A 19,187-nucleotide genomic window follows, 5' to 3' on the forward strand; every position below is an offset into this window, starting at 1 on the left:
GTTGATATATGGCTATTAAGACTTTGGTTATTGTGCCGGCTCGTAGCGGCTCCAAAGGCCTGAAAGATAAAAACATCAAATTATTGGGCGGAAAGCCTTTGTTGGCGTGGACCGCCGAAGCCCTAAAAGCCGCCGACCTGGATGACTGTCTGGCTATATTATCAACCGATTCGGAAGTTTATGCCGATATAGGGCATCAAGCCGGCTTGATGGTGCCGTTTTTAAGACCGGGCGTTCTGGCATCCGACACGGCTTCATCCCTGGGGATGATTGAGCATGCCCTTGGCTGGTATGACAGTGTTTATGCCTGCCCGCCTTTGCAAGTAATGCTTTTGCAGCCCACTTCACCTTTTCGTTCAGCGGCTATAATTCGGCAAGCCGTATCCATGCTGGCGGAGCAACAGGTTGAGGCGGTGATCGGGTGTAAGGAACTTCAGCGCGATTTGACGACTTTGTTTCGGCGCGAAAGCGGTTTCTTGCAACCCATTGACAGTCGTCGCTCCACCCAGACCAGTCGCCAACAGATCGAGCCGCTGCTGACGCCGAACGGGGCAATGTATTTGGTCAAAACACGGGCCCTGCTGGAAGAAAAATCGTTTTATCCTCGGAAAACGCTGCCTCTGGTGATGAATTCGATTCAGAGTCTGGATATCGACACCGAGGAAGATTGGGCGATGGCGGAGGCTTTTATCAAACAGGGTTTAGTGTCATGAAAAAGGTTTTAGTTACCGGCGCCGACGGGTTTATCGGTTCGCACCTGGTGGAAATGTTGGCGGCCAGGGGGCTGCAAGTCAGGGCGCTGGCGCAATACAATTCGTTTAATCATTGGGGCTGGCTGGAGGACGTGGCTTGTCTGGAAACGATAGAGGTTGTCTGTGGCGATGTGCGCGATGCGCATTTTTGCAAAGCCATTTGCCGGGATGTCGATACGGTGTTTCATCTGGCGGCGCTGATTGCGATTCCTTATTCCTATCAGGCGCCGGACAGTTACGTGGACACAAACGTGCGCGGCACCTTGAACATTTGTCAGGCGGCACGTGAAAACGCAGTGGCGCGGGTTATTCATACCTCCACCAGCGAAGTTTACGGTAGCGCCCGGTATGTGCCGATAGACGAAAAACACCCGTTGCAGCCGCAGTCACCCTACAGTGCCTCGAAAATCGCCGCCGACGCCATGGCCTTGAGTTTTTACAATGCCTTCGATTTACCGTTGACCATTGCCAGACCCTTCAACACTTATGGGCCGCGTCAGTCGGCGCGGGCGGTTATACCGACCATCATCACGCAGATTGCCGCCGGCAAGAAACAGATCCAGCTGGGCGATGTGTCGCCGACCCGGGATTTCAATTATGTCGAAGATACCTGTCGCGGCTTCATCGCCCTGGCCGAATCGGATCAAGCGATAGGTGAAACGGTGAATATAGGGTCGAATTTTGAAATAACGGTATTGGATACCTTGAATCTGATCAAATCCATCATGGCCGGCGATGTGGAGTTTTTAGTGGATGAACAACGCTTGCGGCCGGAAAAATCGGAAGTTAACCGGCTGTGGTGCGACAACAGCAAAATCAACACCCTAACGGGGTTTTTGCCGCAAGTGTCCTTGGAAGAAGGCTTGCGCCGCAGCGTGGCATGGTTTGAACAGCCCGCAAACCTGAAAAAGTACAAAACGGCTATCTACAATGTTTGAAAGCTTTATCCGGCTGGTTCGGGAAATATATCAAACGGAGGGTTTTGTTCCGCTGCACGAGCCGAGGTTTTACGGTAATGAAAAGCAATATCTGCTGGATGTGATCGATAGCACCTTTGTCTCCAGTGTCGGGCCCTATGTCACCGAGTTTGAGAATAAGATCGCCGCCTTTTGCGGGAGCAAACATGCGGTCGCCACCGTCAACGGCACGGCCGCGCTGCATATTGCATTATTGCTGGCCGGGGTAAGGCCGGGAGATGAGATCATTACTCAGGCGGTGACCTTTGTCGCCACTTGCAATGCGGTGCGTTATTGCGGGGCGGAGCCGGTGTTTATCGATGTCGACCGCGCGACGCTGGGCATGTCGCCGCAAGCCTTATCGAGCTTTCTGGCCGAATTCGTCGAGCGGCGCGCCGAGGGCGTTTTTAACAAATCCAGCGGCCGGCGTATCGCCGCGTGCCTGCCCATGCATGTTTTCGGCCATCCCTGCGATGTATCGGGATTGCTGGATGTTTGCGAGTCATACGGGATTCCTTTGGTGGAAGACGCGGCCGAGGCCTTGGGTAGCCGCTACCGTGATCGTCATTGCGGAACCTTCGGCAAGATGGGGGTGTTGAGCTTTAACGGCAATAAAATCATGACTACGGGCGGCGGCGGGATGATTATAACCGACGACGACGAATTGGCCGGGCGGGCCAAGCATCTGACCAGCACGGCCAAGGTGCCGCATGCCTGGCGGTTTGAGCATGATCAACTGGCCTACAACTACAGGATGCCGAATCTGAATGCGGCGTTGGGATTGGCACAGTTGGAGCAAATGCCTTTGTTCATCGAACGCAAGCGGGAATTGGCCCAATGCTATCTGGGTTGGGCTAATGCCAATGGCGTTGACATGGTCTCCGAACCGGTTGGCGCGCATGCCAATTATTGGCTGAACGCATTGATACTGAATAACCGGCCGGATCGTGAAGCCTTTTTGCGAGCCAGCAATGATCGAGGGGTTATGACGCGTCCCTTATGGGAACTGATGGTGGAATTGCCGATGTATAAAGATTGTCGGCATGACGCGTTAACCAATTCTTATTGGCTGGCGGAACGCTTGGTAAATGTCCCCAGCAGCGTGGTGTGCCGATGAGCGCGCCGCGTAAAATTTGCGTCGTTACCGGTTCGCGCGCCGAGTATGGGCTGTTGTATTGTTTGTTGCGGGAAATCCGGGACGATACGGACCTGGATTTGCAACTGATGGTAACCGGCATGCACTTGTCGCCGGAGTTCGGCCTGACTTGGCGCCAAATTGCCGACGATGGTTTTGTTATAAATCGTAAGGTGGAGATGCTGCTGTCCTCGGATACGCCGGCGGGTATCAGTAAGGCGATGGGGCTGGGTTTGATCGGGTTTGCCGATGCCTTGGTAGATTTGCAACCCGATGTGATGGTGATACTCGGCGATAGATACGAAATTTTTGCCGCCGCCCAGGCCGCGATGAATCAGCGCATTCCGCTTGCGCATATCCATGGCGGCGAATTGACCGAGGGTGCTGTCGACGATGCCATGCGTCATGCCTTGAGCAAGATGGCGCATTTGCATTTCACGGCAACGGAAACTTATCGAAAGCGCGTGATCCAGCTGGGCGAGCAGCCCGATAGGGTCTTCAACGTCGGAGCGCCGGGCCTTGACAACATTCATCGTCTGCCGTTGCTGGATAGGCAACAATTTGAGCAGGCAACCGGTTTCAAATTGGGGCGGCGTAACGTGCTGGTGACTTTTCATCCGGTTACACTGGAAAACGCCACTGCCGCCGAACAATTTCGGCAGTTGCTGTTGGCCCTGGATCGTTTTGACGATCTGCACATCATTTTTACCCATGCCAACGCCGACGCCGACGGCAGGATTATTGCCGCGATGATTGAAGACTATCGTTTGCGGCATCCGGAGCGCGTGGCGAGTTTCGTCTCGCTGGGTTCGATACGCTATCTGTCGGCCCTGCGCCATGTCGATGTCGTGGTGGGCAACTCTTCCAGCGGCTTGTTGGAAGCGCCGTCCTTTAAAATTGCCACGGTAAATATCGGCGACCGCCAGCGCGGGCGGCTCCGGGCGGAAAGTGTATTGGATTGCGAGCCTGTCGAGGATGCAATCCGGCGAGCTCTGACGACTGCTTTATCCGCGGAGTTTGCCGACATCTTAAGGAATGTTTCCAACCCTTATGGGGCTGGCGGAGCGTCGTCAATGATCAAACAAATTCTGAAACAAATACCCATGGCTGGGCTGTTGAAGAAAACTTTTTACGATATGCACGGTTCGGGAGCCATATGAGTATCTTCATCATTGCCGAAGCCGGCGTTAATCACAATGGCAGTTTGGACACCGCGTTGCGGCTGGTGGATGTTGCTGTTGCGGCTGGGGCCGATGCGGTCAAATTTCAGACGTTTAAAGCCGAAAAGTTGGTAACTTCGGCGGCAGGCAAGGCGGCATATCAAAAACACAATACCTCCGCGGAAGAAAATCAACTGGAGATGTTGAGGAAATTGGAGCTGAAATACGAATTTCATTTCCAATTGCGTGATTATTGCGACAAGCAAGGCATAGCATTTTTATCGACAGCGTTTGATTTTGATAGTTTGGCATTTCTGGTTGATCGGGTGGGTATCGAAAAACTGAAAATACCCTCCGGTGAAATCACCAACGGCCCATTTTTGTTGGCGCACGCACAGACTGGAAAGGAGGTCATTTTGTCGACCGGCATGTCCACCTTGGGCGAAGTGGAGGCAGCGTTGGGCGTGCTGGCATTCGGATATTTGGGCTGGGAACGGCAACCGTCGTTGGCTGCCTTTGGGCATGCGTACGCTTCAGAGCAAGGGCGGGCGATGCTGAGGCAAAAAGTAACTCTGCTGCATTGTACCAGCGAATATCCGACGCCGATGCGGCATGTACATTTACGCGCCATGGATGCGTTGCGAGATGCCTTCGGCTTGGCCGTGGGGTATTCCGACCACACGGAAGGACTGACGGTGCCAATTGCGGCGGCGGCGCGCGGGGCGGTTTTAATCGAAAAGCACTTTACCCTGGATAAAAGTTTGCGCGGGCCTGATCATCAGGTTTCGCTTGAGCCGGAAGAGCTGAAATTGATGGTGCGGGCAATACGCGATATCGAACAGGCAATGGGTGCGGCTACGAAAGTACCGCAGCCGATGGAATTAGAGAATCGCGACGTGGTGCGTAAAAGTCTGATGGCCGGCGATCATATCGTCGCCGGCGAACGTTTTAGTGCCGAAAATTTGGCAATAAAACGGCCGGGAACCGGTGTCAGTCCGATGGAATATTGGCGTCTTTTGGGGCGCGGCAGCGACCGCGACTACCAAATAGACGAACTAATCGAATGAGTCGCCCCGTGGTTTTGCTAGGCGGCGGCGGTCATGCTCGGGTGTTGGCGAGTATGCTACGGCGACTGGAAGTTGAGATTTTGGGCGTTGTCGATCCGCGCTTTCCTGTCGGAAGTGATTGTTTCGGAGTCAGTGTATTGGGTGACGATTCGGCGCTATGCGCTTATTCGCCTAAACAAGTGGGATTAATTAACGGTATCGGCTCGTTGCCGGGCGACAGCGGGGTTCGCGAGCGCCTGTTTTGCCGATATTCGGAAAAGGGTTATCGGTTCGATAGCGTGATAGATCCGCAAGCCTTTGTTGCCGCAGAGGCCGAGCTAATGCAAGGTGTACAGGTGATGGCCGGTGTCATTATTCAGACGGGCGCGAAAATTGCTTCAAATTGTATAGTCAATAGCGGAGCAATCGTCGAACACGATTGCCGGATTGGCAGGCACGTGCATATAGCTCCGGGCGCGGTGCTCAGTGGCGGTGTCGAAGTGGGTGATAACGTACACATCGGTAGCGGTGCGGTGGTCATTCAAAATATTCGCATTGGTAGCGGGAGCATAGTCGGTGCCGGCGGCATCGTCACGCGAGATGTTGGCGACGGACGGGTTGTTTATCCGGCTCGCTCGCATATCCAGGATCGGCAACAGGGTTAATTTAATGAAACAACATTGGCAACAAGTCGTGATTCGGCCGGAAGCCACGCTGCGGGCAACCATGGAAGTGATTGATCGTGGAGTGCTGCAGATCGCGTTGGTGGTGGATGACGATGGCCGTTTGGTGGGCGTGGTGACCGATGGCGATATCAGACGGGCCTTGATTCGTGGGTTGTCGTTGGAGCATGCCGTCACCGACGTTATGAACAAGCGTCCGAAAGTGGCATCGCCTCGAGATAGCAAGACCCAGTTGATTACCATGATGGAGGGGCATCATTTATATCAATTGCCGGTGGTGGATGCCGAAGGCAGAGTGGTAGCTCTGGAGTCTCTAAAAGCGTTATATAAACAACCTTCCTTTCCGAATCCGGTTTTTTTGATGGCGGGTGGTTTCGGCAAGCGCCTGAGGCCTTATACCGATGATTGCCCCAAACCGTTACTGGAAATTGGCGGCAAACCGATTTTGGAAACCATTGTCGAAAACTTTGTCAAATCGGGATTCAAGCAGTTTTTTCTGGCGGTGCACTATAAGGCACAGCTGATAAAGGATTATTTTGGCGATGGCGGACGCTGGGGTGTGACTATCGAGTATATCGATGAAGACGAGCCCATGGGGACGGCGGGGGCAATCGGTTTGCTGCCACGGGACTTGCCGGATGTGCCATTGATTGTTATGAACGGCGACATTTTGACTCAAATCGATTTTTCAAGGTTGTTGGCATATCACAATGAGCAGCAGGCAATAGCTACGATGTGTGTGCGTGAATACGAGTATCAAATTCCCTACGGTGTGGTGGCGCTGGAACAGCAGCGCGTGGTTGGCATAGAGGAAAAGCCGTTGCAAAACTGTATGGTCAATGCGGGAATTTATGTGCTGGATCACAGTTTGATTGAAACGGTTGCCGGTCAAAAAAGCCTTGATATGCCGACCCTGTTAAACCGGGAAGTGGCGCGAGGCGAAGTAGTGTCTATGTTTCCGGTGCATGACTATTGGTTGGATATAGGTCGGGAGGCCGATTTTTTACGAGCTCAGGGCGAATATGCCAAATTTTTTTGAATTTGCCGATTAAAGTTATCCAAGCTGAAGTCGATACCTTCTACGAGTTTGAAATAAACCATTTTTATCAATTAAACAAGAAACTTGAGCCAAGCACTTTAGTTGGCGAAGTCCGGAGGGTAACATCATGGCAATGGTAATCAATACAAATGTTGCGTCGTTGAACAGTCAACGCATGCTGGATAGGACGAATAATTCCTTGAAAACATCAATGGAGCGTTTGTCTTCGGGATTGCGGGTCAATTCGGCGAAAGACGACGCGGCGGGTCTGGCGATCGCGGATAAGATGACGTCGCAAATTCGCGGCATGACAGTAGCCATGCGAAATGCCAACGACGGTATTTCAATGGCGCAAACGGCGGAAAGTGCGATGGGGTCGATTACCGAAACCTTGCAACGGATGCGCGACTTGGGTGTGCAAGCGGCCAACAGGGGTGCGGTGTCCAGTTCGGATCGTGAAAAACTGCAAACAGAATTTAAACAGCTTGGTGACGAAATTAACCGGATTATCGAGAATACCGAGTTCAACGGTAAAAAAATCCTGAACGGTAGTTTGGTTGGGGCATTGTTCCAAGTTGGGGCGGGTACTTCGGCGAATAACCAGATTTCGATTACCGTTTCGGATTTGAAAGGAGTTTCCGGTATTGATGATGTCGTAGCCGGTAATGCATCGATAGGTAGTGGTGCCACCTCCGCGAATGTGTTGTCCGCCATTGATACGATAGACACGGCAATTTCCAAAATAGACGATTTTCGTGCTACATTGGGTGCGGTGCAAAACAGGTTTACCACTACAATCGGTAATTTGCAATCCTCTATCGAAAATCAAAGTGCCGCTCGTTCCAGAATACTGGATGCCGATTTTGCCGTGGAAACATCTAACCTGAGCAGGTCGCAAATATTGCAACAAGCGGGAACGGCGATGTTGGCGCAGGCAAACCAATCGGCGCAATCGGTGCTGAGTTTGCTTAGATAGTCTAGCTAGGAAGGTTGCGAAATGAGCGACCTTCCTTTTTTATATGATCAGTATAAGGTGAACGTCATGAGTAGCGAGATTTCGAATGTTTTGAAGCTATCTCCCGTGACTGTTGTAAATTCAAACAGTAAAAAAGAGTTGCAGCATGCCAATCCGACCAATGTAACTAAAAAGAATCAATCACAAGAACCCGCTAAAGTTCAAGGCGATTCGCAGATGTTGGCTGATCCGCAAAACGAAAAGGCTAAGGCGGAGTCCGATTTGGGGGCGGTGAAACAGGCGGTCGAAAAGGGTAACAGCTTGTTTCAGGCGGCCCAGCGTAGTCTACAGTTTGAAGTGGATGATGCGACCAAAGAAGTTGTGGTCAAAATTATAGACAGTGACAGTGGTGAAGTGGTCAGGCAAATACCCGCGGAAGAAACGCTGGAGTTTGTTAAACGCATGCAGGAATTGGAAGGCCAGCAGGGTTCCATGCTTCAGGATCGGGCCTGAGTCACTGAAAAGGTAAGGGGGCAACATGATAGTCTCTTCAACGGGTGTAGGGTCCGGAATAGATATTCAAAATATTGTCACTCAATTGGCCAAGGCGGAAGCTCAGCCCGCGCTGAATGCCATAAGCCGTAAAACCAGCGCTGCCAATGCTCTGTTAAGCGGGCTGGGTACCTTGAAAAGCGCGTTGTCCGATTTCAGTAAGATCGTGGCGAAATTTAAGGACGGCAATCTGTTCAAAGCCTTCAAAACAACCTCGTCCGATGAATCGGTATTAAAAGCGACCGCGGCGGCTGGGGCGGTCGCGGGGTCTTATGCCGTCGAGGTGGTACAGCTGGCCAAGGCGCAGAAGTCGGTGTCGGGAGAGTTTGCCAATGCTTCCGCGCTGGTCGGTAGCGGAACACTGACGTTTGAGGGCGCTTCCGGTTCAACTTTTAATGTGGCAACCGACAGTGCCACGACTCTCGAGGGTTTGCGGGATGCCATCAACCGGGCATCCGGGAATGATTTTGTAGCGGCTAGTATCGTAAACGTGGATCATGTCTCCACTGGGCCGGATGACCCCGACAATGGGAAAACAATTTCCAAATTGGTATTAACGGCTAAAAATGCCGGTACAGCAAACGGCTTCACTGTCAGTGGTTCTGATGACGATGGTAACAACGCCGATGCATCGGGAATATCGGCTTTCTTTTCCGGTAGCCTGCAGTCCTTGACCGCGCCCTTGGATGCGATAATAAAAGTTGACGGACAAACCGCAACTCGCAGCAGTAATAATATTTCCGACGTTTTGCCGGGCGTGACGCTCGATCTTCAAAAATCTAACGTTGGCGAAACAGTCACCGTCCAAATTAGTCTCGATGAAGAAGCCATCAAAAAAACCGTGCAAGAGTTTGTAGATGGCTATAACAAACTTACCAGTACGACGAAAAGTCTCGGGAAATACGGTGGTGCGACCGATAGCAGCGGATCCGGCAATGGGCCGTTGATCGGTGATTCGACACTGCGGCTGATTTCCAATCAGATTCGGCAAGTCGCAACCGGAAAAGTCTCTTCAGCTTCGGGCGATATCAACTCACTGGCCTTGATAGGCATTTCCATCAATCGGGAAGGCGTGATGTCGCTGGATAGCGGCAAGCTTTCCGCAGTCTTGAAGTCGGATTTGCAAGCTGTTAGCGATGTGTTTTCATCGGCGGATGGTGTTGCAACCCGAATGGATGATAGGCTGAAATTGTTTTTACAATCAGGCGGCTCCTTGGATACCCGCCAGAATTCTTTGAAAAAGCAAATCTCCACGCTAAGCAGTCAAAAAATTGGTATAGAAGAACGGCAAGCGAGTTATCAGGCCATGTTGTTGAAACAATTCACCGCAATGGATGTAACGGTTGGCACGTTAAATACAACCAGTAGTTTTTTACAAAACTGGATTAATAATTCATAAATCAAGAGGAAGCTCTCATGTATTCGGCCGCTTACAAAAATCGAGCTCAGCATTATACCGATGTACATAATGTTGGCGGTATGGGTGAAGACTCGCCTCATCGGCTTATTCAAATGTTGATGGAAGGATTTCTGGCTAGAATCAATTCCGCAAAAGGCGCGATGGCGCATGGCGATATGGAAGCAAAAAGTGTTTTTATCTCCAGGGCCATAGGTATCATTGGCGGGTTGAACGAAGCTTTGGATTTGGAGCAGGGCGGAGATTTGGCCGCCAATTTACACCAATTATATGGGTATATTAATTCCCAGTTGGTGCAGGCTAGTTACGAAAACAGTGAAGCCAAACTGGATGAGGTCGTAGCGCTAATGAAGGATATTAAGGAAGCCTGGGATGCCATCGCCTGAAAATGCTATCGGCCCTGAAGCGGAATGGGTCCAGTTGCAGCATCAGGCATTAAGGACTTATGCCGAAAAAATCGAATCCTGCATTCAACAGTCCGCCTGGAATATGCTGGCGATAGTTCTGGAGGCTAGACAGGCTTATCTACGTCGGTTGTATTCCCCGTCGGTTTCCGAACGGAACCGAGATTTTCTCAAGCAGCTGGCTGAATCCATTTTGCGACAAGACGCGCAGGTTAAAGCGAGGGTTGAAGAGCAAAAAAATAATATTGCGCGGCAACACTTGTCTCTCGATAGGGGGCGTAGGGCTGTCAGAAGCTATGCGCTGAATAACTGATCACCCGCTTCAAACGATATTCACATACAGGGCCCGGTCGCCGGAGTTCTGATCTAATTTGGCTTGCTTCGGCGGCGAAACTCATCCATAAAGCCAGCGAGTTCTTCCACGGCTTCAAGTGTAACCGCGTTATAAATGGATGCCCGCAGGCCGCCAATAGCCCTATGGCCGGCTAGCCCGGAAAACCCGGCCGCTTGCGCTCGCGATAAAAAGCCGGCTTCGAGCTCCGCCGAAGAAAGTTTGAAAACCACATTCATCAGGGAGCGGTCAGCCGCCGCCCGCCCTCGGTAAAAGCCGTCGCTTTCGTCTATCACGCGATACAGCAACTCTGCCTTTCGGTTGTTGATTGCAGCCATGTTTTCCAAGCCGCCGATGTCGTTGATCAACCAACGGCTTACCAGCAACACGGCATAAATTGCAAAAACCGGTGGAGTGTTAAAGTTCGAATGGGCTTTGATCTGAGTTTTGTAATCGAGAAAGCCGGGAAGGTTGCCAGTGGTATGCTCGATCAGATCGTTACGTATAACGATGACGGTAATGCCAGCCGGGCCGATATTTTTTTGGGCATGGGCATAGATCAGAGAAAATCGCTCAAATTCACAGGGTTTTGAGAGGAAATCGGAAGACATGTCGCAAATACGGGGTACGTCGTTGCGACCGAGTATCCGCTGAAATTGCAATCCTTCCACTGTTTCATTGGAAATGTAATGAATGTAAGGCGCGTCGGGAGAGAAACAAAGTTCGTCATCGCTGGGTAAGCGGTTAAAGTTATTTTCGGAGCCACTCCAGATGACGCGTACGGGACCTTCAAGACGGGCTTCCGGTATGGCTTTGCCGCTCCAGTAACCCGTATGTAAATACTCGGCCGGGCTATTTTGGCCCCGCAACAGCGTCATGGGAACCATGGAGAATTGCTGTGTCGCGCCTCCCTGCAACAGGAGCACATGGTAAGCATCACTTAGTCCCATTAATGTGCGGATGTTGTTTTCAAGTTCGGCGATGACCTCGGCAAACCATTCGGAACGGTGACTGATGCCTAGAATGGAAAGACCCGGTCCGGGCACGTTGATGATTTCTTCGCTTAGTTGAACCAATACCTTTTCCGGTAGGGCGCCAGGTCCGCCGGAAAAATTCAGCTTGTTTTGTAAAGTCATTGAGAGAAGTTGGGTTCCAGTTTGGCCTCGGCCGAATGGCTAGTCGGGAATGCGCGACGGATCAAAAAATCCCGAAATGCAGTTTTTACCTTTGCCATATGGAAACGTTTATGGGGGAATAGTGCTTCGTTATCCATGGCGTGCACTATCATGGCGTGGTCGATTTCAAAAATCAGTAAGTCGCCGGAGCGGGTTTCCGCGCAGTCTATGCATAAATAATCCAGCCCGGTTCGCTGATGAATTTGCTGCAAGGCGGCTTCGTGGCGATGGATAAAATCGGCGAAAGTTTCCATAAACAGTCTTTCTTCGGCTCGCTTAGCGGCATCCTGATACATGTCGGCATTTACATAGTGAATCATCCAGTGCGAAGAGATTGCCATATGGCATGCGAAGGGAGTGCCGTCAATAATGGCAACTCTGAATTTTCTGAATTGACCATCGTGGCTGCTGTAATCGATAAATTTTGACAAAAAGAACGCCTCGTCCTTGACCCGGGAAAGATATTCGGTCACATCGGTTCGGGATTCGATTTTGGCGAGGTTGCGCCCGGCGTGGGAATCGAGTGGGCGCACGATCACGGGAAAGTCATGCCGGGCAATTACATCGGAAATTAGGCACTCGGCGCTTGCTACAGATACCAGGCTTTCGCGAGAAACTCTATGCGTTGATGGAATGCTCAGGCCGGGAATATTATTCAGCAGTCGGCTGGCGTTATCGCGTCGGGTGTTGGTAATACAAAAGGGAGAATTAATGACGGGACGAGGCCAGTATTTTAGTTTTTGATCGAGTTCCCCGATCAGCAAGTCGTTCTCCTCCAATTCGCTAAATGCAACCATCAAAACTTCATGGTCGGGAATCGGCTGCGACAGGGGGGAGCCGGCGGAGAGGTAGTAAAAAATCAACTCGATATCGGAGTCTTCCAACAGGCAATCGAGCGGCGTATTTGCGGCCAAGTCGCCCGGCAACATCAGCAAGAGTAAGCGTAACTTGGCGGGTGGAAAGGCGGCGGTACAACGGTATATCCGGCTCATTTCCAGTGCTTGAGCTTGAATGGCAAGGCCTATATCACGCTGCTCAATACACAGCATGGCTGTGGCGAGATTCATCCACAAATTTGCGTTATCGGGATGGTTGCTGGCTTGAGCCAGTAACTCCGCGCAAACCGGTCTTAAGTCATCACCATTGATACTCATCCTTAAAAAGGGTGCAAGGCCGATAAATGCGGTGTCGGATTCAGCCATAATGACAGTAATAAGCGAGGACAATTTGGGCTATTTCAATGCGGTAATCCGGTGTTTGCAAGTCCGGCTTTGCCCGCTATTAATTGAGGCTGAAATTAAGATGAGTACATTACGTAATTTCAGTCAGGCCTCATAGTATAGTCAAATAGCTGAATCATGGCTCCGTTAATTCCAGGATTAAGCGACGAGTGGTTGGAGAGCCTATCGGGTTGCTCAACTTTGACCATGCCGATCGGCGATGCCGGTTGTGAAACACGTCATCCCCTGCCGATCAAAAGCGCTGTCGCGCGTTGCCAGTCCCCGTAAATTTTTGCATCGATTTAACTTTAAAAAAATATTTTAATAGATTGTTTTAAGATAAGTTGTGAAAATCTTGACGGCTGCTGTTGCTGAATTTGGCTAAAAGTGCTATTGAGTTTTACGCAAAAACTGGCAAACTCCCGCAATATCCATCGGTATTGGAGGGGGTTATGAAACTATTTACCATCATTGTGTTGGCGGGCTTGATCTATTTCAGCGCTCGATTTTTAATTGTTCTGCTTAAAGAACTTGCTGAAATTGCCGCCGAAGCTTGGCATAGCGGTGAGGCTGAACAATAGTCCCTATCCGCTGATTCATCGTATAAGCAATACCGTGCGTTCGGAGTAGGTGAGATATTTCAGACAGTATTGGCTTGGTTTTCAGGTAAAAAAAACCGACTGGCGGCGGAGGGCTCACCAGTCGGATAATTTGCATCCCAGCTTTATGAGCGAAGCACTCTCTCAAAATCGTTTCATATCAATCAATGCCGCAATTCGCGGAGGTTGGCATTCACCAAATAAGGCCAGCCGAGGTTAAGGCGGTTTACCGTTAATAGCGCAGACGCCTGCATGATGGCAGAACTGTCATGAGTTTTTCTGTTCGGTTGGCCGGTTGATTTTCGGATCCGAGTTTTTCCAGTTTTTTGCCTGCATAATTAAGTCTATATCATAGATATAGCTCGGATTTAGTTGGAACCCAGAGTTGGTATTTTTAAATGGGCTGACTTTGTCGTATTTGTTGTTCATTTCGATCACCCGAAAGCTGGATTTTCATAAGTTAGAACGATTAGACAGTTCGCTTGCGTATAGCATCCCAATGGTTGCGATTATTTACTGCGGAGTATTCGTCGTTTAATTCCTGTAAGTTGACTTTTTGAGTCACTTCGCATGAGAAAAACTGGCATAGCCCACTGGATATAATCAGAAAAGCAAGAATGTTGCCATTGACTTAAGAATTAAGTCTGGGTTGGCCGTCAGTTCGTCAATTCCCGCAGTGTGACGATATATGTCACCTTGATCCTGACAAAGATGTCAGTTTTTGTCGCTCCACATGGCCAATCTGCGAGCGGAATGATGAGGGTGAAAGCGGATCAATGCCGGTTTAATAGCGGACGGATATCAAACCAGCAGACTGCGCATAGATAGAACATTAGTCCCAGCGTCCCACTTAGCCAGATATTCCATTGCTGGGTTATCAGAACATTGTGAGCCCAGTACAGGGCCAAACCCAGTGCGATATACGCACCGATTTTGCCGATAGGATAGGTCACCGGATAGTAACGGCGGCCCAATAGCCAGGACAAGCAAACCATAAAAAAATAGCAGGCTAGCGTGGCCCAGGCCGAACCTAGATAACCCCAACGCGGAATCCATAAAATATTCAGTACCACCGTCAAACAGGCCCCAGCCAGCGATACCCATGCACCCAGACCGGTGCGGTCACTGAGTTTGTACCAAACCGAAAGATTGACATAAATTCCCAGACAGAGGTTGGCCAGCAACAGTATCGGTACCACATCCAGGCCGGCGCGGAATTCCGTGCCTATGAAATATTTGAAGAAGTCGATGAACAGCATTACCAGCAAAAAAATGAATACGCCGGCGATCACGAAATACTGCATCACCAGCGCGTAGGCTCGTTTGGCATCCGCGCGGCCGGCATGAGCAAAGAAAAACGGCTCGCCGGCATAACGGAAGGCCTGCACGAACAGACTCATCAGGATCGATAATTTGTAACAGGCGCCGTAAATGCCCAGCATTTTTAGATTGGTGGTTAAATCATAGGGCAGCATGAGTTTCAAAATCGCTCGGTCCAGCATCTCGTTGACCATGCCGGCAAAACCGATAACCACCATAGGCAGAGAATAGCGGGTCATCGGACCAAGGATGTTCGGATTGAGTTGTAGAGGTACGGCGCGAAACTCCGGCAGCAATAGCAACAGCTTGCAGATACTGGCAATCAGGTTGGACAAAAAGATGTAGCCGACACCCATGTCCTGGGAGTAGATGATTGCCGTCGGCGAATCCGGCCATGCGACAGACAATTTGGGACATAGCCACAGAAAAAACAGATTCAAGCCTATGGTGATTAAAATTTCCGTCAGGCGGATGCCGGCAAATCGCCAAGCCCTGTTTTCCGCGCGCAGGCGGGCGAAGGGCAGGGCGGTGACGGCATCCAGTGCCAGAATACAGGCAAACCAGAGCAGATATTCCGGATGGTTCGGGTAGTGTAAAGCATCTGCCAAGGGTTGTTGCCAATAGCTAATCACCCCCACAAACAGTAGATTGATCAACAGCAAAAAACTTAAACCGTTGCTATACACCTCGTCACCGGCGAATTCCGGCTTTTGCCGAAAGCGGAAAAAGCCGGTTTCCAGGCCGAACACCAGCACGACCGCGAAAAAACCGGCATATGCGTAAAATTCCGATACCACACCGTATTCGCCGGCGCTGAACGTATAGGTATACAACGGCACCAGCAAATAATTCAAAAAGCGGCCGAGAATGCTGCTCAGGCCGTAAATAGCGGTTTGCGAGATGAGTTGGCGTAAGGGATTCAAGCGCTGGCTTCCGTTAATGAAGGTCCGGAGAGTTGTCACTGTCCGGCGTGGCTTGGCGGCTACTGTTTAAGGAAAATCAAATCCCAAACCCCGTGGCCTAATCTGAGGCCGCGATTTTCGAATTTGGTCAATGGCCGATAATCGGGCCGCGGGCAGTAGTCGCCGGCCGGGCTGGCGTTTTTCAACCCGCCATCGGCCGACAGGGTGTTCAACATATCCTTGGCGTAATCCCGCCAATCGGTAGCGGCATGAAAGTAGCCGCCAACCGCCAGCTTTTTGTTCAGCAATTCCAGAAAACTGGGGCGGACGATGCGGCGTTTATGGTGGCGGCGCTTGTGCCAGGGATCGGGGAAAAACAAGTGCAGGCCGGCCAGACTATGGTCGGGGATTTTCTGCTCCAAAATCTCGATGGCGTCGTGGTGGTAAATCCGCACGTTACTTATGCCGCGCTGTTCCAGCAACATAATCAAATGGCCAACGCCGGGCCGGTGTACTTCAATCCCCAGATAGTTCAAATCCGGATGGGCTTCCGCCATTGCCGCCAAGCTGTCGCCGTTACCGAAACCAATTTCCACAATTAGCGGTGCTTGCCGGCCAAATACTCGGTCGGCGTTGAAATCTGCTTGGGGCGATAAACAGTATTTATCCCAATGAGTTTCCAAAGCCTGCTTCTGGCCCGCCGTGGCTCGGCCTTGGCGACGGATGAAACTTTTGATGCGGGATGGGTCGATTTTTTGGGGTTCGTTCATAAGATGTTGCTTGTTGGAAGTCTAATTGCCGAAACTGAATAATATAAAGCTAAGGTCAGTATATTATTCGATACGCTATCCAACATTTCTTACCCCGCGGCACTTTGGAAATGCAGGACATCCCCAAAACGTCCCTCCTACATTAGCGCCTTTCGTGGCGGTGCGCTTTACCATAACACCGCCGCATTTTGGGCAGGACGGATCTTCGTTATTAACAAGAGGTTTGGCTGCAATTGGCTGCGAGTATGAAAAATCGGGATGTATCTGTTGAAGCCGGGCAGCTTTTACCCTATCAATCATCAATGTGAGTGCAGCGCCGTCGATTAGCTCTATATTCCGTCCTTGAGCAAAAGCGGTTGCCTCCTTTGTAAAAATACCTGACGTAACGACGAATCCTCCGGTCGCTCCTTGCGCGGCCATCACGCCAAACAATTCGCGCACAATATTCACCGATACCTTAAAAGCACGCCATTGCTTGCATTGAACCAAAAAAACTTCCCCGTGCTTTTTCAAGACTAAATCGATACCTCCGTCCGCACCGCCTCCGCCGGTTTCAGTAACAGAGTAGCCGTTCATTCTGAAAGCTTCGCCCACTAGCAATTCAAAATCCCGCCAGCTCAATCCCCGTAACGCACTGCCGGAACCTTCGCTGCCCACTATGCGCACAAGCTCTGCACGCTTGCGGCGCCCAAAAAACGACGCGATAGCACCGGATGTAAAGAGGATCGGAAGAATATACTGACCAAAACCCGCGAACGTTTTTAGTATTTGATCAGTCATCATTTGACCAAATTGTCCAGGTGCCGCCACGGTCTGGACCTCGGCAACGGCATAGTGGTGCAAAACAACATACGCAACGAGAGAGAGAATTGCTCCTACCCACCAAGGTAATGCCGCAGTAATTTCGAACAAATCTTCAACTGTACTGCTTTTTCTTCTTGCCATGATTTATCGTTTCAAATTAATTTCAACAGGTAGCAAGTAGCCCAGATTGCATCCGGGCTATGGGGTGTCGCCTTATTCCGGCCTACCGTGAAAGGGCATCTAAACGCGCTCGCGCCGCCAACCCAAACGCCGATTCAGGCTCTTTTTGCGCAATTTGCCGCAACACCGGCTGGCTGGATTGCTCCAGTAAATCGATGGCTTTTAATCTGATCGACGGATGGTGCGCCCGCAAGGCGGCCAGTTCGGTCAGATAGGCGCTGCTATGGTTCAACAATTTCAGAATGACTTTTTCCGGATCTTCGGTAAATAAATCCCGCACCAGCTCGCCGTATTGTTCCTGCAGGCGGATCAACTCGCGGCGATCCATTTTGGGTGATTCGGTGGGATCGTCGCAGCAGGCCATTTCAGTTCTCGGTTGCAGCTGTTTTGTGGCTGTCCAACAACGCTTGCAGGTCGAACTCGCAGCCGCCACAGCCTGACAAGGCGCCGGTTATGCGGGATATCCGTTCAGGATCGCTGATGCCTTCGTCAAGCAGTTTTCTGATTTGCTCGGTTGTAGTACCGCTGCAATAGCACAGCACTTCGGTTTCATCGTTCATAAGCAACTTTTATCTTACTTAACTACCATTTAACTAAATCTGATAGTGAGAAAAACTAAAAACCCAATCAAGATCGCTAAACTGATCCATCCTATGCGGTTAATCGATTTTACGCTACGGGTGTTTGAATAACCCAGCTTGCGTAATACGAACTTCAGGCAAAGCCGGATCACCTCAATTAACAGGTCGGCAAGCGAGATAACCAAGTCCAGTATAACGGAACCGGCCGCAAACACTGGCCAGGGTGCGTTACAAAAACAACCCGTCAATCGGCGAAGACGCCGAAGCAAAGCGCTTGCGCGGCATGCGGCCGGCCAGAAAGGCTTCGCGGCCGGCTTCTATGCCTTTTTTCATCGCCGAAGCCATTAGTACCGGGTTCTTCGCGGCGGCAATCGCGGTGTTCATCAATACGCCGTCGCAACCCAACTCCATGGCAATCGCCGCATCGGAGGCAGTGCCGACGCCGGCATCGACCAGAATCGGCACTTTGGCGTTTTCGACGATGGTCAGAATGTTGTACGGATTGCGGATGCCCAAGCCGGAGCCGATCGGCGCGGCCAATGGCATCACCGCCACGCAGCCGATTTCTTCCAGACGTTTGGCGGCAATGGGGTCGTCGTTGGTGTACACCATGACATCGAAGCCGTCTTTGACCAATAATTCTGCGGCCACATAGGTTTCCGAGACGTCGGGGAATAAAGTCAGTTGGTCTGCCAGTACTTCCAGCTTGACCAGCTTGTGGCCGCCAAGCAGTTCCCGCGCCAAGCGGCAGGTGCGCACGGCATCTTCCGCGGTATAGCAGCCGGCGGTGTTCGGCAAAATGGTGTATTTATCCGGCGAGATCACGTCCAGCAAATTGGGTTCGCCGGGATTCTGGCCGATGTTGGTGCGGCGAATCGCCACGGTAATGATTTCCGCGCCGCTGGCTTCGGTGGCCAAACGGGTTTCTTCCAGATCCTTGTATTTGCCGCTGCCCACCAGCAGGCGCGAGCGGTATTGTTTGCCGGCCAGCGTAAAATAATCGTCTTGTCCGCCGCCAATGGCTTGAACGATTTCCAGTCGGTCGCCGTCCTGTATTGCTTGTGTTGCGTGTTGGGTGAACGGCAAAATTTCCTTGTTTAGTTCTACCGCGATGCGTTTGCCGGTCAAGCCCAAATCGGCGATGACATCGGCAACGGTGCAATTGTCCGCATATTCCCGGCTATCGCCATTAACCTGTATTTTCAT

Annotated in this window: 21 protein-coding genes; 13 read left to right on the forward strand and 8 right to left on the reverse strand. The window is 51.1% G+C overall.

Annotated elements, in window-relative coordinates; all coding sequences use genetic code 11:
• Positions 1–8 precede the first annotated feature (8 nt).
• From NP590_RS01870 to fliT, 12 genes are all read left to right on the forward strand, one after another.
• Positions 9–713: an acylneuraminate cytidylyltransferase family protein gene (locus tag NP590_RS01870; RefSeq protein WP_256600457.1), complete on the forward strand. Its 705-nt coding sequence runs from the start codon at positions 9–11 to the stop codon at positions 711–713.
• Positions 710–1,690: an NAD-dependent 4,6-dehydratase LegB gene (locus tag NP590_RS01875; RefSeq protein WP_256600458.1), complete on the forward strand. Its 981-nt coding sequence runs from the start codon at positions 710–712 to the stop codon at positions 1,688–1,690. The genes NP590_RS01870 and NP590_RS01875 overlap by 4 nt, the downstream gene beginning before the upstream one ends.
• Positions 1,683–2,825 (forward strand): LegC family aminotransferase, encoded by a 1,143-nt coding sequence (locus NP590_RS01880; protein ID WP_256600459.1) that lies wholly within the window; start codon positions 1,683–1,685, stop codon positions 2,823–2,825. The genes NP590_RS01875 and NP590_RS01880 overlap by 8 nt, the downstream gene beginning before the upstream one ends.
• Positions 2,822–4,003, forward strand: a complete 1,182-nt coding sequence (gene neuC, locus NP590_RS01885) for a UDP-N-acetylglucosamine 2-epimerase (RefSeq protein ID WP_256600460.1) — start codon at positions 2,822–2,824, stop codon at positions 4,001–4,003. The genes NP590_RS01880 and neuC overlap by 4 nt, the downstream gene beginning before the upstream one ends.
• Positions 4,000–5,070 carry an N-acetylneuraminate synthase gene (gene neuB, locus NP590_RS01890; protein ID WP_256600461.1) on the forward strand — a complete coding sequence of 357 codons (1,071 nt, stop codon included), beginning with the start codon at positions 4,000–4,002 and terminating at the stop codon, positions 5,068–5,070. Before neuC ends, neuB begins: the two co-directional genes overlap by 4 nt.
• A complete protein-coding gene (locus tag NP590_RS01895) occupies positions 5,067–5,714 on the forward strand; it encodes an acetyltransferase (RefSeq protein WP_256600462.1) in 648 nt (215 codons plus the stop codon). Before neuB ends, NP590_RS01895 begins: the two co-directional genes overlap by 4 nt.
• Before the next feature lie 4 nt (positions 5,715–5,718).
• Positions 5,719–6,771, forward strand: a complete 1,053-nt coding sequence (locus NP590_RS01900) for a nucleotidyltransferase family protein (protein ID WP_256600463.1) — start codon at positions 5,719–5,721, stop codon at positions 6,769–6,771.
• Between the two features lie 127 nt (positions 6,772–6,898).
• Positions 6,899–7,747: a flagellin N-terminal helical domain-containing protein gene (locus NP590_RS01905; protein ID WP_256600464.1), complete on the forward strand. Its 849-nt coding sequence runs from the start codon at positions 6,899–6,901 to the stop codon at positions 7,745–7,747.
• A gap of 66 nt (positions 7,748–7,813) precedes the next feature.
• Positions 7,814–8,239 (forward strand): flagellar protein FlaG, encoded by a 426-nt coding sequence (locus tag NP590_RS01910; protein ID WP_256600465.1) that lies wholly within the window; start codon positions 7,814–7,816, stop codon positions 8,237–8,239.
• Positions 8,240–8,264: 25 nt separating this feature from the next.
• On the forward strand, positions 8,265–9,677 hold the full coding sequence (gene fliD, locus NP590_RS01915) for a flagellar filament capping protein FliD (RefSeq protein ID WP_256600466.1): 1,413 nt from the start codon (positions 8,265–8,267) through the stop codon (positions 9,675–9,677).
• Positions 9,678–9,694: 17 nt separating this feature from the next.
• Positions 9,695–10,081, forward strand: coding sequence for a flagellar export chaperone FliS (gene fliS, locus NP590_RS01920; RefSeq protein WP_256600467.1), 387 nt, complete (start codon positions 9,695–9,697; stop codon positions 10,079–10,081).
• Positions 10,068–10,412, forward strand: coding sequence for a flagellar protein FliT (gene fliT / locus NP590_RS01925; protein WP_256600468.1), 345 nt, complete (start codon positions 10,068–10,070; stop codon positions 10,410–10,412). Before fliS ends, fliT begins: the two co-directional genes overlap by 14 nt.
• A 53-nt stretch (positions 10,413–10,465) precedes the next feature.
• Here fliT and NP590_RS01930 read toward each other — a convergent pair whose 3' ends face one another.
• Both NP590_RS01930 and NP590_RS01935 read right to left on the reverse strand, forming a co-directional pair.
• Entirely contained in the window at positions 10,466–11,566 is a 1,101-nt protein-coding gene (locus tag NP590_RS01930; RefSeq protein WP_256600469.1) for a phosphoserine transaminase, read from the reverse strand.
• Complete coding sequence (locus NP590_RS01935; RefSeq protein ID WP_256600470.1) at positions 11,563–12,534, reverse strand: ATP-grasp domain-containing protein; 972 nt, start codon at positions 12,532–12,534, stop codon at positions 11,563–11,565. The genes NP590_RS01930 and NP590_RS01935 overlap by 4 nt, the downstream gene beginning before the upstream one ends.
• Before the next feature lie 743 nt (positions 12,535–13,277).
• On the opposite strand from NP590_RS01935, the gene NP590_RS01940 reads away from it, so the two are divergent.
• Positions 13,278–13,406, forward strand: a complete 129-nt coding sequence (locus NP590_RS01940) for a hypothetical protein (RefSeq protein ID WP_256600471.1) — start codon at positions 13,278–13,280, stop codon at positions 13,404–13,406.
• Positions 13,407–14,197: 791 nt separating this feature from the next.
• On the opposite strand, the gene NP590_RS01945 is transcribed toward NP590_RS01940, so the two are convergent.
• From NP590_RS01945 to thiS, 6 genes are all read right to left on the reverse strand, one after another.
• Positions 14,198–15,667 carry a polysaccharide biosynthesis C-terminal domain-containing protein gene (locus NP590_RS01945; protein ID WP_256600472.1) on the reverse strand — a complete coding sequence of 490 codons (1,470 nt, stop codon included), beginning with the start codon at positions 15,665–15,667 and terminating at the stop codon, positions 14,198–14,200.
• A 59-nt stretch (positions 15,668–15,726) separates the two neighbouring features.
• Positions 15,727–16,416 (reverse strand): tRNA (guanosine(46)-N7)-methyltransferase TrmB, encoded by a 690-nt coding sequence (trmB, locus tag NP590_RS01950; RefSeq protein ID WP_256600473.1) that lies wholly within the window; start codon positions 16,414–16,416, stop codon positions 15,727–15,729.
• 75 nt (positions 16,417–16,491) lie between these two features.
• Complete coding sequence (locus NP590_RS01955; protein ID WP_256600474.1) at positions 16,492–17,361, reverse strand: restriction endonuclease; 870 nt, start codon at positions 17,359–17,361, stop codon at positions 16,492–16,494.
• Positions 17,362–17,443: 82 nt separating this feature from the next.
• Complete coding sequence (locus tag NP590_RS01960) at positions 17,444–17,764, reverse strand: hypothetical protein (RefSeq protein ID WP_256600475.1); 321 nt, start codon at positions 17,762–17,764, stop codon at positions 17,444–17,446.
• A 1-nt stretch (position 17,765) separates the two neighbouring features.
• On the reverse strand, positions 17,766–17,960 hold the full coding sequence (locus NP590_RS01965) for a (2Fe-2S)-binding protein (RefSeq protein ID WP_256600476.1): 195 nt from the start codon (positions 17,958–17,960) through the stop codon (positions 17,766–17,768).
• A 249-nt stretch (positions 17,961–18,209) separates the two neighbouring features.
• Positions 18,210–19,187 carry a sulfur carrier protein ThiS gene (thiS, locus tag NP590_RS01970; RefSeq protein WP_256600477.1) on the reverse strand — a complete coding sequence of 326 codons (978 nt, stop codon included), beginning with the start codon at positions 19,185–19,187 and terminating at the stop codon, positions 18,210–18,212.

Origin of the sequence: Methylomonas subterranea (genome assembly GCF_024505185.1) — a bacterium.
Taxonomy (GTDB): Bacteria; Pseudomonadota; Gammaproteobacteria; order Methylococcales; family Methylomonadaceae; genus Methylomonas; species Methylomonas subterranea.